Source organism: Oceanobacillus rekensis, from assembly GCF_002153375.1.
Classification (GTDB): domain Bacteria; phylum Bacillota; class Bacilli; order Bacillales; family Amphibacillaceae; genus Oceanobacillus; species Oceanobacillus rekensis.
The window spans coordinates 130,721-146,198 of the sequence record NZ_MTBQ01000007.1 but is presented as its reverse complement, the minus strand read 5'-3'; the positions used below and the strand labels follow the sequence as shown (position 1 = coordinate 146,198).

Annotated in this window: 11 protein-coding genes; all 11 read right to left on the bottom strand. The window is 40.3% G+C overall.

Going from position 1 to position 15,478, the window contains the following annotated elements; genetic code table 11:
- Positions 1-9: 9 nt before the first annotated feature.
- The 11 genes from pcrA to purL all read right to left on the bottom strand — a co-directional run bounded on the left by pcrA (position 10) and on the right by purL (position 15,449).
- Positions 10-2,232, bottom strand: coding sequence for a DNA helicase PcrA (gene pcrA / locus BV906_RS16265; RefSeq protein WP_087974742.1), 2,223 nt, complete (start codon positions 2,230-2,232; stop codon positions 10-12).
- A 19-nt stretch (positions 2,233-2,251) separates the two neighbouring features.
- Entirely contained in the window at positions 2,252-2,935 is a 684-nt protein-coding gene (gene pcrB / locus BV906_RS16260; RefSeq protein ID WP_087974675.1) for a heptaprenylglyceryl phosphate synthase, read from the bottom strand.
- Positions 2,936-3,207: 272 nt separating this feature from the next.
- The gene (locus BV906_RS16255) at positions 3,208-3,519 is read right to left on the bottom strand and encodes a YerC/YecD family TrpR-related protein (RefSeq protein WP_087974674.1); all 312 of its coding nucleotides are present in this window, start codon (positions 3,517-3,519) and stop codon (positions 3,208-3,210) included.
- 23 nt (positions 3,520-3,542) lie between these two features.
- Positions 3,543-4,556: a DUF3048 domain-containing protein gene (locus tag BV906_RS16250; RefSeq protein ID WP_087974673.1), complete on the bottom strand. Its 1,014-nt coding sequence runs from the start codon at positions 4,554-4,556 to the stop codon at positions 3,543-3,545.
- A gap of 150 nt (positions 4,557-4,706) precedes the next feature.
- The gene (locus BV906_RS16245; RefSeq protein WP_176330385.1) at positions 4,707-6,464 is read right to left on the bottom strand and encodes an adenine deaminase C-terminal domain-containing protein; all 1,758 of its coding nucleotides are present in this window, start codon (positions 6,462-6,464) and stop codon (positions 4,707-4,709) included.
- A 753-nt stretch (positions 6,465-7,217) separates the two neighbouring features.
- Positions 7,218-8,465, bottom strand: coding sequence for a phosphoribosylamine--glycine ligase (gene purD, locus BV906_RS16240; protein ID WP_087974672.1), 1,248 nt, complete (start codon positions 8,463-8,465; stop codon positions 7,218-7,220).
- A gap of 67 nt (positions 8,466-8,532) precedes the next feature.
- The gene (gene purH / locus BV906_RS16235) at positions 8,533-10,065 is read right to left on the bottom strand and encodes a bifunctional phosphoribosylaminoimidazolecarboxamide formyltransferase/IMP cyclohydrolase (RefSeq protein WP_087974671.1); all 1,533 of its coding nucleotides are present in this window, start codon (positions 10,063-10,065) and stop codon (positions 8,533-8,535) included.
- Positions 10,066-10,075: 10 nt separating this feature from the next.
- A complete protein-coding gene (purN, locus tag BV906_RS16230; RefSeq protein ID WP_087974670.1) occupies positions 10,076-10,642 on the bottom strand; it encodes a phosphoribosylglycinamide formyltransferase in 567 nt (188 codons plus the stop codon).
- Positions 10,639-11,658: a phosphoribosylformylglycinamidine cyclo-ligase gene (purM, locus tag BV906_RS16225; protein ID WP_087974669.1), complete on the bottom strand. Its 1,020-nt coding sequence runs from the start codon at positions 11,656-11,658 to the stop codon at positions 10,639-10,641. Before purM ends, purN begins: the two co-directional genes overlap by 4 nt.
- Positions 11,659-11,746: 88 nt before the next feature.
- Positions 11,747-13,096 (bottom strand): amidophosphoribosyltransferase, encoded by a 1,350-nt coding sequence (gene purF / locus BV906_RS16220; RefSeq protein ID WP_245844241.1) that lies wholly within the window; start codon positions 13,094-13,096, stop codon positions 11,747-11,749.
- A 127-nt stretch (positions 13,097-13,223) separates the two neighbouring features.
- Complete coding sequence (purL, locus tag BV906_RS16215) at positions 13,224-15,449, bottom strand: phosphoribosylformylglycinamidine synthase subunit PurL (protein ID WP_176330384.1); 2,226 nt, start codon at positions 15,447-15,449, stop codon at positions 13,224-13,226.
- Positions 15,450-15,478: the final 29 nt, after the last annotated feature.

The following is a 15,478-nucleotide window of genomic DNA, read 5'->3' as shown; positions in this document are numbered from 1 at the left end:
AAGGCACTCCTATTCTTTCGTAATTGGTGCAAATTTCGCCAGGAGCCGTTTGATTCCAACTGGGGCAGGAAAGGCAACATCAAGTTCCATATTATCTCCCTCACCTTTAACCTTTACGACCGTTCCAACTCCCCATTTCTTATGGTTCGCTTTATCACCCGGAGCCCAACCTTGACTCTGGGCACCAGTTGTTTTCTGCATCCGCTCTGCCCTTCTTTTAAGTGGAGCAGGTTTGTCCTTAGTTCGCTCAATGGATCTGCCACCGAACATGGAAGTTCTTGCTTGTTCAATTCCTTCAATTAATTCTTCTGGAATTTCGTTAATAAAACGGCTGATTGGATTCATATTCGTTCTGCCGTATAGTGTCCGCATTTTCGCGTGAGTCAGATAGAGCTCTTTTTCCGCTCTTGTAATCCCTACATATGCAAGTCGGCGCTCCTCCTGCATTTCTTCCTCATCCATCATGGATCGACTATGCGGGAAGACATTTTCTTCCATCCCAATTAAAAAGACAACCGGAAATTCCAGCCCTTTGGCTGCATGTAACGTCATGAGTGTAATCTTCTCCGCGTTATCAGGGTCTTCCTCATCAACACGGTCAATATCAGCAATCAATGCAAGATCTGTCAGGAATGCAACCAATGTTTTATCTTCACTAACCTCTTCAAAGTCCTTAGTAACCGTCATAAACTCTTCCAAGTTTTCCAAACGACTTTGTGATTCAATTGTTTTTTCATTTTTAAGCATTTGCTCATAGCCTGTCCGTTCCAGAACGGCCTCAACCATATCTGTTGCAGTCAGGAATTCCTGTTGCTGTGTCAATGTTTTAATTAAATTTCCAAATTCTGCAAGTGCATTCGCTGCTTTTCCTGATACACCTGTAAAATCAACTTCTTTAACTGCTTCGTAAAATGAAATGTCATGTTGTGCAGCATATACTCTTAGTCGTTCCACAGAGGTTTTTCCAATTCCGCGCTTTGGTTCATTTACAACACGTTCAAAACTAAGATCATCTTCTGGGTTGGTAATCAATCGTAAATAGGCAACCATATCTTTGATTTCTTTACGGTCATAGAACTTCTGGCCCCCAACCATTTGATAGTTAATACCAGATTTAAGAAATGTATCCTCAATTGCACGGGATTGTGCGTTTGTTCGATACAAAATAGCAACATCACTTGGAGATAATCCTTTACTTCGGGTTAGTTCCTGTATCTTATCTGTTACATAAAGCGCTTCTTCCTGTTCTGTTGCACCTTGGAAGTAACTAATTTTCTGTCCTTCCGCATTTTCGGTCCAAAGGTTTTTCGGTTTGCGTCCGGAGTTATTTCCAATGACTTTGTTTGCAGCCGCAAGAATGGATTTTGTTGAACGATAATTTTGTTCAAGGAAGACGGTCCTTGCTTTCGGATAATCCTTTTCAAATGACAGGATATTCGCAATATCCGCCCCTCGCCAACGATATATCGACTGATCAGAGTCACCTACAACACAAAGGTTCTGATACCTGCTTGCAAGCTGTTTAACAAGATAATATTGGGCATGGTTCGTATCCTGATACTCATCGACATGGATGTACTGGAAGCGACGTTGATAATACTCCAATACCTCTGGCACACGATCAAACAAGTGGATAGTCTGCATGATCAAATCATCAAAATCAAGCGACTGATTTTTGCGCAGCATCTTCTGATAGCCTTCATACACTTGTGCTACTTGTCTGTCATAGAAATTCCCTGAATTTTTACTGAATTCTTCATCTGTAACCAGTTCATTTTTTGCACCACTTATTTGCCCGAGCATTGCCCGTGGATCAAACTTCTTCGGATCGATGTTCAAATTTTTAAGTACCTGTTTAATAACGGAAAGCTGATCCCCACTATCAAGAATAGTAAAACTACTGTTGTAGCCGATTCGGTCAATATCCCTTCGTAAAATACGCACACACATCGAGTGGAAGGTGGATACCCACATATATTCACCTTGTGAGCCGACCAATTTTCGTACACGTTCTTTCATCTCTCTGGCAGCCTTATTCGTAAATGTAATAGCGAGAATATTTCTTGGTGAAACCTCCTTCTCTCCCATCAGATATGCAATCCGATGTGTTAATACCCTCGTTTTTCCACTCCCCGCGCCTGCCATAATTAAGAGTGCTCCTTCTGTATGTCTTACAGCTTCCTGTTGTTCCTTATTTAATCCATTAATCATATCGTCTATTGCCTGACTCATCATTACACCGTCCTCTGAATCAATTTACTGCTTTTACCGTTTTTAAAGCATTTTTTAGATCTGTATAAATACTGTTTCCAACAATAATAACATCTGCATGCTCTTTCATTTCCTTAGCCTGCACACTATTTTCTATCCCACCGCCATAGAACAGGAGCGTATTATCCAGCTCTTCCTTCACTTCGCTTACCAGCTGTGGATCACCGTATGTACCACTGTATTCCACATAAAAAATTGGCAGGTGAAAAACATGCTCCGCCATATATGCATATGCTTTTACATCGTTCGCATCAGGCAAATAACTATTCGAATGCTTAAAAGCCTTAGCATCTTCATTTAAGATACAATATCCTTCAAAAAAAATCTCACTATATTCCATCATATCGATATATTCTTTAATTGCCTTATGTTGAAGATCCATCATGTATTTCTTTTCTTTGGAATTCAGCACGAGCGGTATAAAATAAAAATCAAATCCTGGAGTTAGCGCTTCTTCATCTGATATTTCCAATATACATGGAACCGTATGACTGCGGCGAATTCGCGATAATAAATCAAGCACACCGTCCAAGGTCACATTATCCGTCCCACCTACAATAACAGCATCTGTTCCTGATTCACAGATTAAATCCAAATCTTCATCCGATATTTCCTTTGCAGGGTCAAGCTTAAATATATGTTTCCATTCATTTATCTTTTTCAATAGTAGTATCCTCCATCAACAGAATTCATTAGTCTATTATAGCAAAAATATTAGGCGGAATTTAGGGATATGGTTAATCTTTTTAGAATATGTATGAGTCGACCCTGAAATGGATGAAGATTCGGGTCCAGCGGGTGAGAGGGGGGCGATGCATCGTTATCCGCGAATTTTTCACTTATTCCGCGAATTCAGTTCTGGTAAATTTGTTCGTTCTCATACCGGACCAAGAGGAATACAAAAAAAACGCCACCAAAAAAGGTAGCGGTAAATTGTTATTTTGTTCCCTTATCTTCGTCTTCCAACATCCGTTCCAATACCATCTGATATCCGTCACTTCCATAATTAATACAGCGACGAACACGAGAAATGGTGGCAGTGGACGCCTTTGTCACTTGTTCAATTGCACTGTAGGTGTTACCAGCTGTCAGCATTTTAGCAACCTGTAAGCGTTGTGAAATTGACTGAATTTCTGACATCGTTGCGATATCATCAAAAAATCGGTAGCATTCTTCCCGGTCTTTTAATGATAGAATCGCATCAAATAGTTGGTCCAACTGCTCTCCACGTAATTTATCAATTTGCACAGAAAATCCTCCTGATCGTTATACTAATTTGAAAAAGTTACAGATTGCTGTATACCAGGATTTGTCGGCACTACATTAATCCATGTTTTCCCAGGTACAAACCCAATGAGTTGACCATCCTTAACAGGAACAATTCGTCCATTCCTATTTTCCCACGTGACCTCCTGCACCTGTCCTTTTTGGATTAAATAAGCATCGCCACCTGATTCCATATCTACTGCTCTTCTTCCAGCATCATCCATTACTTCATGATACGTTTCTACAATAAAGACATTGTCCAATAGAATGGGGTCTTCTGAATTTAACTCTATCGTCGGTTCTCCATCACTTGATCTGTAGTAGTTACCATTTGCATCATCATAGGAATACTCTACAATCCGTGACGGGTTATTACTATATACAATTTTAACATGATTTGCAGTTTCACCTGATAAATCATCTACTTCTTCATCTGTCAAAAATTTGAAAGGCTCATAGGAAGCTTTAGTCTCATAACCTTTGCTATTCGCTACTTCATTGACAGCATTCATTTGCAAGTAGGAATTATGTGGTGCTTTGCGGAAAGATTCCCGTTTAAATAGATTACCATCATTATCATGGATTGCGCCATCTAAATAGTTAATCCCACGACCTTTAATCATATCGTTAACAAAACCGGCAGCTCCATGATATACATACAGTGAATCATACCCTTTTGCAAGTTCAAAGTAATATTCTCTTGCACTCCTTACAGGCCCAACGACATTTGGCATCTCACTTTGATAGAACGCAAGCAATCGGGTAATCGAACCTTCTGCAAGAATCTCAAAAATAATATCTGCTTCTGATAATCCAGATTGGGGTCTTGCGTTTTGATGATTATTTACCATGACACTGATAATACGATTATCAACGACTTCATTTGTTTCAATACCTGTCAGCGGAAAAATAGTCTGACTTTCCTTTGTTCCATCATCATTTGCTGGAAGCTCTTCCTTCGAACACCCAGCAATAAAAATAATGAAAACTACCATCAACATGAAAAAAAACTTTCTCATTCCCTAAACACGCTTTCTCTAATTTAGTTTGTTTATTAGAAAACTTGGCGTTCGACATGCCTCCTGAGCGAATGCTTAGTTGCACTTATGCAGATAGGAAAGTTTTATACTTTCCCATCTGCCAAGAAGATTTGAATATCTTTCTTTTAGCTATAATCTAATACGCTGCCTCATTGTTGCCGGGAAAAGGATTTCCCTATTTTTGACATCCATTAATCCTTGCTGGGTAACACGGAAATATGGTAGATGTATTGCCGATAAGAATAACAAATTAGAGACGGGATCACCAAAAGCATACCCGAATCCTTTTAGATGTTCTTTTAACTTTCTCTCTTTCGATATAATCGTTTCCATAGAAAGTCTCGACATACTTCCACCTAAATCCAGTGGAATTTCCAGCAACACTTCACCTTCATTCACTAGTACAATTCCTCCACCAATTTCCTTCAATCGGTCCCAGGAAAGCAGGATATCACTTTTACTTTTACCAATAAAAATAAGATCACCAGAAGCAGAGTATGTACTTGCCAACGCCCCTAGCCTTGGTGCAAAGCCCCGAATAGCAGTATTCACCCGCCAGTTCCCAAATTTATCTAACAAAAGTAAAAACTGATCCCCTTTCACTGCTGACAATTCTTCGACCGAAATATCCGTATCGATTGTATATGGCTTAATAATAACATTATTGACCATTTCCATCCCTACAGGTGCAGAGAATTGCAAATCTCCTTCATCAAGTTGCCAATCGAATGTCATTGGTCCGATATCAAATTGTTTCCAATCGATGCTAGATTTATAGTTTTGGTCTTTTGAATTTTTCACAATCCATTGACCTTTTGCCAATACACTTTCTGGATGTGGATTAGACTTTTCTTTTAAAATATTAATGTGGGCTATTCTTCCTGGCGCAATACTACCAATCTGTTCATCCATGTGGAAATGTCTTGCAGCATTATAGCTTGCCATCCTGTATGCGTCTGCCAGTGGAATCCCCCTGCTAATTGCTATTTCGAGACAGACATTTATAATTCCATCCTGCATAAACTCTGGTGGTGCGCCATCCATTGTCATTGTCAAATTATCAAAGGATTCCAGACCAGCCTCTAAAATTTCTTCTATCAGTTTCGGTAAGTCTGGTCTGATGGATGAATAACGCAAGCCAACATTGTAGCCCATTTGCAGGCGATCGATTACTTCCTCACCTGTCATCGATTCATGATCTGCGCTGACACCGAGCAGTTTCATCTTTGTCAATGTTTTCAGTGAAGCTCCCGGAAGATGTCCTTCCACCGGTTTTCCAAGTCGTTTCGCTTCCTGAATCCAGTACAGTAACCGGTCATCCCCAGCAAGCAAGCCCGGCCAGTCTGTCAACTCTCCACCTTGCACAACATTCGGATGGGAAAGCCATGAAAGGACATCTGTCGTATTAAAGTATTGTTCTTCATCCTGTAATGCCGTCTGTGAATCAAAACGTGCCCACCAATACATGGAAACCGGTAGTTTAGTGAACTCATCCAGAATAGAAAACGCTTTCTTTTTGTCCAACAAAAAATTCCATATCAGATTGTCATTGATTATTGTTGTTGTACCTGTCTTTGCAGCATGTAATGCAATCTCTTCCGGATTTGAAAGCTGGAATGGGTGTGAATGCGGCTCGATATAACCTGGAACTACATACTTTTCACTACAATCAACCATTTCAACATTTTCCATAAGTTTTGGTAATTTATCCCCAACATAGACAATTCGTTCGTTAAAAATCCATATATTCGCTTTGATCCATTGCTTCGTATATACATTTAAATAAGTTGCATTTGTAAGTATGAGTGTAGGTGCCTCTATGCCGTCGACTACCTTTACATGTTGTCTGAGTTCACGGTTACGCCAGTTAAATCCATTTGTCATCATATCTGTCAACTCTCCAATAAGCTATTTTCTTTATTTTAACACATTTTACACTTTAATTAAGTGAAGTTTTTGTTAATATAAGGAAAAACTTATTAAGAACATGCAAAGAGGAAATAAACTAGGAGGTGTAACGTTGATTCCGCGAATTTATATGGATATTCTGTGTTTTTCCTTTTTATAGAGCGAATAGAGGTGTTTTCCAGAAGATTGGGACTGCAGTTAACTCGTCATATCGAAATCACTTGTTGCTATTGCGACAAAGTCTATAAAACTCGTAAGATAAACTTCGGCGACCGCTCTGGGAAAATACACTTCGCTTTCCATGGGCGGCTGGTGAGCCCCTTCATGCTGACGCATTTCAGGGTCTCACCTATGCCTCTCTTCCCATAGGGGTCTCCGTGTATTTCCCAGAGCTAGCCAAGCTAGCAAGACACAGCTTCACCAGTCCGGGTGAGCGGCGGGCGGTGACTCCTGCGGGAAAAGCACGTGTCCGAAGACCTCGCAGAGTGGGTTTCTCGAGGAGGCTGAGGCCGTGCCCTAAGGTGCGCATCCGCCCAGAGCGATCCCGGACGGTAGCATAGTACACGTCTTTGGATATCAGCTAGCAGTTATGTCGCATTTTATATCAACTCTGTAATGATTAAAGCAACATTTCTTTTCTCTAGGATTAGTAACCTCAGTCTCAAATTTGACGAAAAGAGCCACCAAAAAAAACGAACCATCCACAATTAATGCAGATGGTTCGTTATAATTTTACTGTTTTCCAATGTCTTTTCTATAGAAGAAATCGCCACTAACATTTGCCTTTTCGAGCAATCCGTAAACATCATTTGCGCATGCATCAAGTGAAGGACCTTTAGAACCAACTAAGAGGACACGACCGCCATCAGAAACAAGGGCATCTTCTGCTTGTTTTGTACCAGCATGAACAATAAATGTGCTTGCAGACTCGTTAAATTGAGGAATAGCAACACCTTTCTCATATGAGCCAGGATACCCTTCAGAAGCAAGTACCAATCCAACACATGATTGGTCCTCCCACACGAGTTCAGGGTCTTTCCCATTGAGTACGTCTGTAAATACTTGGATGAGATCGTTTTTCAATAATGGCAAGACAACCTGTGTTTCTGGATCACCAAAACGAGTGTTGAATTCAATTACTTTCGGTCCTGCATTCGTCATGATTAGCCCTGCATATAAAATTCCTGTAAACGGACGATCTTCTGATATCATTCCATCAGCAGTTTTTTGTAAAATTTGCTCCATGGAAAAGTCAAGATGTTCCCTTGTTACATCAGGAACAGGGGCAAATGCACCCATACCACCTGTGTTTGGACCTTGGTCGTTATCGAATGCTCGTTTATGATCTCTTGCTGTGACCATAGGAAACACTTGATTTTCGTGGACAAATGCCATCAAGGAGAACTCTTTTCCTGCCAAAAACTCTTCAATAACGACTGTTGCACCCGCATTTAAAAATGCCTTGGAAACGAGCATATCGTCAACAGCCTGAAGGGCCTCTTCTTTCGTCATAGCTACAATAACACCTTTACCCGCAGCGAGACCATCCGCTTTAACGACGATTGGTGCTCCTTTTTCTTCGATATATGCCTTTGCTTCCTCTGCATTCGTAAAGACCGCATAGTCTGCTGTTGGCACATCATATTTTTTCATAAATTCCTTGGCATAGCTTTTACTTCCTTCCAGAAGGGCTGCTTCCTTTGTTGGTGCAAATACTGCCAGACCTTCCTCATGAAACCGATTGGTAATCCCCGCATTTAAGGGAGTTTCCGGACCAACAACCGTCAAATCGATGGATGCTTCTTTTGCATATGCTACAAGTCCTTCGATATCCATTTCATCAATGTCAATACAAACTGCTTCTTCCTGCATACCGCCATTTCCTGGTGCAGCGTACAGATTTGTTAGTTGATTACTTTCGGCAAGTTTCTTTACAAGACTATGTTCACGTCCGCCTCGTCCTACTACAAGTACATTCACGATTTAATGCCCCCCTATTGAAACACCAGGAGGCCAGTTAAAACAAAGGCCTCCTGAGGATTATTTTTTAATGTTTAAAATGACGCATACCTGTGTATACCATTGTAATTCCATGCTCATCACAAACAGCAACAGAATCTTCATCACGTTTGGATCCACCCGGTTGGATGATTGCAGTAATTCCAGCCTTTACTGCTGCTTCCACTGTATCAGGCATTGGGAAAAATGCATCTGATGCCATGACAGCACCTTTTGCCTTCTCTCCTGCCTGCTCGATTGCAATATTGGCAGAACCAATTCGATTCATTTGCCCAGCACCAACACCAATTGTCTGGTTATCTTTTGCCAGCAATATTGCATTTGATTTTACATGCTTAACTGCTTTCCAGGCGAATAATAAATTTTCAAGTTCGTCATCTGTTGGCTTGCGTTTTGTTGCGACCGTTAAATCTTCAATCCCAACGATTCCATTGTCACTGTTTTGAATCAATACGCCACCACTAACGGTTGTAAGCTTCTTCGTAACAGTTTCACTTTTCTTCAATTCAAGTTCAAGTAAGCGAATATTCTTCTTCCTTGTTAAAATTTCCAATGCATCTTCGGTAAATCCGGGTGCAATAACAATCTCAAGGAAAATTTCACTTAATTTCTCTGCGGTAGCAACATCAATCTCTCGATTACATGCTATGATGCCACCAAAGATGGAAATTGGGTCTGCATCAAATGCACGTGTAAATGCCCCAGAAATTGTTTCTGCCACACCAATACCACATGGATTCATATGTTTGACAGCTACAGCTGCAGGATCGTTATATTCTGCTAAAATTTCCAATGCTGCACTTGCATCCTGAATATTGTTATACGAAAGTTCTTTACCATGCAACTGTTTCGCCGTCGCAAGACCCTTAATCCTATCAATTGGATTTTTATAAAATGCTGCATGCTGATGTGGATTTTCTCCATAACGTAAGTCCTGAACTTTCTCATATGTTACGGTGTACGTCTCTGGAAATTCCTCTTTTGTTTCTCCCATGAAATATTGGGCAATCATTGCATCATAATTCGCCGTATGACGGAATACTTTAGCTGCAAGCTGTTGCAGGAGCACCTTTTCTAGCTTGTCTTCCTGTATCGCCTGAAGGACACGACCATAATCAGATGGGTCTACAATCACTGCTACATCTTCAAAGTTTTTCGCTGCAGAACGTAACATTGTTGGTCCACCGATATCAATGTTTTCAATAATTTCTTCCTTTTTAACGCCATCTTTTTCCAATGTTTGTTTGAAAGGATACAAATTAACAACAACCATATCAATTGGTGAAATATTATTTTCTTCCATTTGCCTCATATGATCTGGGTTGGAACGTTTCCCAAGCAATCCTCCATGTACGAGAGGATGCAATGTTTTTACACGTCCATCCATTATTTCTGGGAAACCAGTAATTTCATCCACTGCTTTCGCTTCAATACCAGCATTTACTAATGTATGTAATGTGCCGCCAGTTGAAATTATTTCGTATCCCGCTTCAACCAAACCTTTGGCAAATTCCTCAATATTACTTTTATCCGATACACTAATCAGTGCTCTTTTACTCATTGCCTATCCCTCACTTTTGTTCTAGAAGTTGATTAATTACCTTTGGATATAATTCATGCTCTACTTTCTGGATGCGCTTCTTCAATGATTCCTCTGTGTCTTCCTTGAGAATAGCTACCGTTTCTTGGGCGATGATTGGACCTGTATCGATTCCTTCATCAATATAGTGTACAGTAACCCCAGTTGCTTCCACACCTGCTTGAAACGCCTGACCAATTGCATCCATCCCAGGAAATGCTGGCAATAGCGATGGATGGATATTCACGATTCTACCTTCGTATCCTCGCAGTAATGTTGGTCCCGCGATTCGCATGTATCCTGCAAGGAAAATCCATGAAATCTTCATTTTTTCGAGTTTCTCTAGGATGACCTTTTCATAATCTGCCTTGCTTGGGAATTGTTTAGCATCAAATACGAAGGTTGGGACACCGTACTTTTCAGCCTTTTCCAACACGATCGCACCTGGTTTATCACATACGAGCAGTGCAATATCACAGGCGAGATAAACTGATTCCATCATTGCCTCAAAATTACTTCCAGTACCAGAGGCAAATACGGCTGCTTTTATCTTGCTCATGAGGAAAAATGCACTCCTTCAGTAGCTGTAACACTCCCAATTGCAGTCGCAACCTCACCATTTTCATTTAAGATGGAGAGTGTACGGTCAACATCCGCTTCCTCAACAACAAGTGCCATTCCAATCCCCATATTAAAGACTCCGTACATATCTTTCTCTGGGATGCTTCCCTTTTCTTGTAGGAAAGTAAAAATCTCAGGAACATTCCAAGCACTCTTATCTAGTTCCACGCCTAAGCCTTGTGGTATCATTCTTGGAAAGTTCTCATAAAATCCTCCACCAGTAATATGGGAAATTCCTTTTACGGTAATTTCTTTTAGTACAGCGGCTACAGGTTTAGCATATATTTTGGTAGGCGTCATGACAGTTTCTCCAAGGCTTGCTGACAGTCCTTTATAGGTCTCATTTAAATCAAGCTCTTCAATGACATTACGTACGAGTGAATAGCCATTTGAATGGATACCACTGGAGCTTAAGCCAATAACAACATCACCGGCTTTGATTGCTTCACCAGTAATGAGTTTTGATTTTTCTGCAATGCCAACCACAAAGCCTGCGAGATCATATTCATTTTCTTCGTACATTCCAGGCATCTCTGCGGTTTCCCCACCAACAAGTGCTGCACCTGCAGTAACACAACCATCTGAAATTCCTGCAACTATTTGTTCAATCATTGCTGGGTCATTTTTACCACAAGCAATGTAGTCAAGAAAGAATAAGGGCCTGGCACCTTGAGCAACAATGTCATTCGCACACATAGCGACGAGATCGATTCCGACAGAATCATGCTTGTTTAATTCAAAGGCAAGCTTCAATTTTGTACCAACACCATCAGTGCCGGAGACCATTACAGGCTCTTTATAGCTAAAGCCGGAAAGGTCGAATAGTCCTGCAAATGAGCCAATACCGCCAAGCACTTCTGGACGTGTCGTTTTTGCAATATGCTTTTTCATTCGTTCAACAGCCTCATAGCCCTTCTCCACGTCTACACCGGCTTTTTTATATACATCCGACATAATCACACATCCTCTTTACATTAATCATACCTGCTTTTATTTTAGTCGGCGATCAACCAACATCACTAAGCTTTCATTGTTTAACTTTTCATTCACTTACTGTTACAGGATAAATCCCTGTCATACAAGCAGTACAAATTCCTTGGTGAATCGTTTTATCCTTTACAATTGCCTTTTCCAAACCACTGACAGATAGATAGGCCAAACTGTCTGCACCAATAATTTCACATAGTTCGTCAAGGGAATTATTTGCGGCAATCAGTTCTTCTTTTGTTGACATATCGATCCCATAGTAACAAGGATCTTCGATTGGTGGTGAAGCGATCCGAACATGTACCTCGGCAGCGCCAGCTTCCTTTAAAAGTTTAACGATTCGTTTACACGTTGTTCCTCTTACAATAGAATCATCGATCATTACAACCCGTTTCCCCTTAACAATACTACGGACTGGTGAAAGCTTCATCTTTACACCTTGTTCACGTAATTCCTGTGAAGGTTGAATGAATGTGCGTCCAATATAACGATTTTTAATAATACCCATTTCATATGGCAGCCCACTCTGTTCTGCATACCCAATTGCAGCAGATATACTGGAATCTGGAACACCTGTTACAACATCTGCTTCTACAAGAGATTCCTTCGCTAGTTCTTTCCCCATTCTTTTCCTTGAGGCATGAACGTTGACATGATTTAAATCACTATCCGGTCTGGATAAATATACATACTCCATCCCACATAATTTTCTTTGTTGTCTAAATGCATACCGTATTGATTTTATTCCCTCATCACTAATAACAATTAGCTCGCCAGGAAGTACTTCACGTTCAAATGTTGCCCCGACAATGTCAAATGCACTAGTCTCTGAAGCAACAACATACCCATTGCCTAATTTCCCTATTGATAATGGACGTATACCGTACGGATCTGTAACAACATACATCTTGTCTTCATTCAAAATCATAAAGGTGTAAGCTCCGATTAATTTTTGCAAAGCTTCAACGATCTTATCCTCTGTGTTTGCCTGCTCGCTTCGTTTTATCAAGTGTGCAAGTATTTCTGAATCTGTAGATGTTTGTAAAATACTTCCTAAATCTTCCAGTTCACTGCGAAGCTCATGGGAATTCATGATATTTCCACTATGAGCAACCGCGAGACTTGTTGTTTGCGAGTTAAATAACAATGGCTGTACACTATCGACACTCTTACCTTTATCGCCCTCTGTCGAATAGCGGATATGACCAATTGCGGCATGACCTTGAAGTTCTTTAAATTTGGCATGCTTGAACACATCATTCACTAGCCCTAAACCTTTATGAAGTTTTAATGTTTCTCCGTCACTTACAACAATACCCGTACCTTCTTGCCCGCGATGCTGTTGGGCATGTAGTCCATAATATGTTAATTCAGCTGCTTTTTCATGACCCCAAATCCCAAACATTCAGCATTCCTCTTTTATGCTTTCGATTTTTAGAAAAACTTGCATTCGCTTGTTTCTAGCGAATGTTAGTTTTTCTTATACTTAGTCTTTAAAATTTTTTCTACTTCAAGATGCATCAAGCAAAATTTTATGCTTTCCTAACGTGCAATAAATTTGGAATTGCTTCTTTCCATAATTTATTGATTTGTTCAACGTCTTCGTTAATTACATTTTTATCATCTATAGTTACCGTAAATTTACCGTTATCTGTTACAGCACCAATTTGCTCTGCATTAGCAAACAATTGTTCGAATTTTTCTTTGTTTTCATTTTTTACCGTTACGATAAACCTTGATTGTGATTCACTAAATAATCCGATTGTTGGGTCACCAGCAAGTTCTACCTGAGCTCCTAGCCCTTTTCCATTAAAAACACTTTCAGCTAGCGCAACAGCAAGTCCACCTTCTGCCAAATCATGTGCAGATTCAACCAGTCCTAGATGAATTGCTTCTAACAGTTGCTTTTGACGATTTGCTTCTATCTCTAAATCAATTGCTGGTGCTTTACCAGAGTAGCTGCCTTCGATAATATTTTGTAATTCGCTTCCACCAAACTCTGCATGGGTTTCACCGATAACATAAATAGCATCTTCAGCACGTTGGAAATAACTTGGTGTCACATTTTTAGTTGAATCTACAAGTCCCACCATCCCAATAATCGGTGTTGGCATAATTGCTTCTCCCTCTGATTGATTGTATAGAGAAACATTTCCACTAATGACAGGCGTTCCAAGAGCAAGACAAGCCTCGCTTATTCCATCAATACTTTTCTCCATTTGCCAAAATACTTCCGGGTTTGTCGGATTACCATAGTTCAAGCCATCTGTTATAGCTAATGGCTTCGCACCGGAACAGACAATATTACGAGCAGCTTCAGCAACAGCAATCTTTCCACCAACCTCTGGATCTAGATAAATATAGCGAGAATTACAGTCGGTTGTAATGGCAATAGCTTTATCTGTGCCTTCAATTCGAACGATAGCTGCATCTGAACCTGGTCCTGCAATTGTATTGGACTGTGCTTCTGTATCAAATTGCTTATATGCCCATTCTTTACTAGCGATAGTTGGTTGTTGTAATAATTTCCTTAACATTTCTTGATGATTTTCCACTGTTGGAACATTATTTTTCATTGCATTAAATTCCTTGAAATATTGGGCTTCTGTTGATGGCAAGTGATAAACTGGTGCATCTTCTGTTAATGCGTCAACCGGAATATCTGCCCATACTTTTCCGTTTTGTTTAATACGAAATGCCTTCTCTTCAATAACCTGACCAACAGCTACTGCTTCAACATCATGTTTCTTGAAAATATCAAGGATTTCTTGCTCTTGTCCTTTTTTGACGACGAGCAGCATCCGTTCCTGAGACTCAGACAGCATGATTTCGTAGGCGTCCATATTTTCTTCACGCTGTGGTACAAAGTCAAGATTCATTTCAATCCCAGTACCTGCTTTACTTGCCATTTCACTTGCAGATGACGTTAAACCAGCAGCACCCATATCCTGAATACCAACAAGTGCATCAGAATGAATCACTTCTAAACAGGCAGCAATTAGTTTCTTTCCGATATGCGGGTCACCTATTGCTACTGCTGATGTATTATCCTTTTCCCCTTCAACAACATCTGATGAAAAGGTTGCCCCGTGAATTCCATCTCTTCCAGTTGATCCCCCGGCATAAATGACTGTATTTCCGACACCAGCTGCGATTCCTTTTTGAACATCGTCATGGTTTACAAGACCTACTACCATTGCATTGACAAGCGGGTTTTCTTTATAACTTTCGTCAAACTGAACTTCCCCACCAACTGTTGGCACTCCAGCCACGTTTCCGTAGCTTGCAATCCCACGGATAGATTCAGAAAATAACATGCGTGTATGATCCGTCGTTAAGTTTCCAAATCTTAGTGAGTTCATTGAAGCAATTGGTTTTGCCCCCATGGAAAAGACATCACGGAGTATTCCTCCAACACCTGTCGCAGAACCTTCGAATGGTTCTACAGCGGAAGGACTATTATGACTTTCAATCTTAAATACAACTGCCTGATTATCACCAATATCTACAACCCCGGCACCTTCACCAGGTCCTTGAAGAACATGTTCTCCTTCTGTAGGGAATTTCCTTAATAATGGTTTTGACGTTTTATAGCTGCAATGTTCAGACCACATCACTGAAAAAATACTTGTTTCTGTATAGTTCGGATGCCGTTCCATTTTTTCCTTTACCAAGCTGTATTCTTCGTCACTTAAACCTAATTCTTTATATAACTGTTCTGCTTCAATTTGCTCTGGCTTAATATTTTTAATATCCATTATTTCGTTCCCTCCATCTATTTCATTCT

Bases quoted from the DNA above. Each gene is read 5' to 3' on its own strand.
- purN (WP_087974670.1), bottom strand. From the start codon at position 10,642: ATGAGCAAGATAAAAGCAGCCGTATTTGCCTCTGGTACTGGAAGTAAT.
- BV906_RS16250 (WP_087974673.1), bottom strand. From the start codon at position 4,556: ATGAGAAAGTTTTTTTTCATGTTGATGGTAGTTTTCATTATTTTTATT.
- pcrA (WP_087974742.1), bottom strand. From the start codon at position 2,232: ATGAGTCAGGCAATAGACGATATGATTAATGGATTAAATAAGGAACAA.
- purL (WP_176330384.1), bottom strand. From the start codon at position 15,449: ATGGATATTAAAAATATTAAGCCAGAGCAAATTGAAGCAGAACAGTTA.
- purF (WP_245844241.1), bottom strand. From the start codon at position 13,096: ATGTTTGGGATTTGGGGTCATGAAAAAGCAGCTGAATTAACATATTAT.
- purM (WP_087974669.1), bottom strand. From the start codon at position 11,658: ATGTCGGATGTATATAAAAAAGCCGGTGTAGACGTGGAGAAGGGCTAT.
- BV906_RS16245 (WP_176330385.1), bottom strand. From the start codon at position 6,464: ATGATGACAAATGGATTTAACTGGCGTAACCGTGAACTCAGACAACAT.
- purH (WP_087974671.1), bottom strand. From the start codon at position 10,065: ATGAGTAAAAGAGCACTGATTAGTGTATCGGATAAAAGTAATATTGAG.